Source organism: Paraburkholderia sp. CNPSo 3274 (assembly GCF_024206475.1).
Classification (GTDB): domain Bacteria; phylum Pseudomonadota; class Gammaproteobacteria; order Burkholderiales; family Burkholderiaceae; genus Paraburkholderia.
On record NZ_JAMBPR010000212.1, the window covers coordinates 1 to 1,303 of the forward strand.

Annotated in this window: 1 protein-coding gene; it reads left to right on the forward strand. The window is 59.1% G+C overall.

The features are described from left to right. Window positions 1–85 precede the first annotated feature (85 nt). Window positions 86–1,183 (forward strand): IS5 family transposase, encoded by a 1,098-nt coding sequence (locus tag M3I54_RS44250; RefSeq protein ID WP_254346709.1) that lies wholly within the window; start codon window positions 86–88, stop codon window positions 1,181–1,183. The last annotated feature ends 120 nt before the right edge of the window (window positions 1,184–1,303 follow it).

The following is a 1,303-nucleotide window of genomic DNA, read 5'->3' on the forward strand; positions in this document are numbered from 1 at the left end:
CAGGCCGCTGAAATACCGGCGGTAACGTCATCGAGGAAGGCCCCTGAAGCGTTGATGGAAGACCCCCACTTGCCCCCTGGAGATCATGCGCGGCGCCGACACATTCACCGAGAGTTTGTTTTCCATGCGCAAGCTGGACGACTTCGTTCCGAAGTCGCATCCGTTGCGTTCGATCCGCGTGATGGCGAATGAAGCACTGGAGAAGATGGATCGGTTGTTTGCCGGGATGTACGAGGCCGACATCAAGGGCGGGCGGCCGAGCATCGCGCCGGAGAAGTTACTGCGTGCCATGCTCATTCAAGTGCTCTACAGCATCCGCTCGGAGCGCCAGCTGATGGAGCAGGTGCAATATAACCTGCTATTTCGCTGGTTCATCGGCCTGGCAATGGATGACGAGGTGTGGGTGCCCACAGTCTTCACGAAGAACCGCGAGCGTCTGATCAAACACGATGCAGTGATCGAGTTTTTCAACGAAGTGGTGGCCGTTGCCGAGAAGAAGTGTCTGCTCTCGGGTGAGCATTTCAGCGTGGACGGCACGCTGATCCCGGCGTGGGCGGGGCACAAGAGCTTCGTGCGCAAGGACGGTGACGATCAGGACGACGACGGCAGCAGCGCGGACGACTTCAAAGGTCGCAAGCGCAGCAACGAGACGCATCAGTCCAAGACCGATCCCGATGCGCGGCTCTATCGTAAAGGCAAGACGGCCAGCGAATTGCGGTACATGGGCCATACGCTGACCGATAACCGGCACGGTCTGGTGGTCAACGCGCGCGTGACACGCGCCGACGGGCATGCTGAGCGTGAAGCGGCCAAGATCATGATCCACGACGCACGGCAAGCGGCAGACGATGCGAGCGCAGAAGTCACACTGGGCGCGGACAAGGGTTACGATGCCCAGGAGTTCATTGAGGCGTGCCAGCAGATGAAGGTCACACCGCACGTTGCGCAAAACACCTCGGGGCGGCGTTCGGCAGTCCCAGATACGATTGCCTCGAGCGCGGGCTACGCCATTTCGCAGCAGAAACGCAAGTTGATCGAACAGGGCTTCGGCTGGGCCAAGACCGTGGGACGCATGCGCCAGGTGATGGTGCGCGGCTTGAAGAAGGTGGACCAGATGTTCGTGTTGAACATGGTGGCCTACAACCTTGTGCGCATGCGATCGCTGGCACAAGTCCGTCCATAGTCGAGGTAAGCGCGGCAATGGGGCCTGAAATTGGCCTCAAGCCGCCGAAAAAACGTGGAAATCGCATTGAATTTTCGCAATGCGAAAGCTTTAGCGGTCGCGAGCGAAAAAAACAGAGAA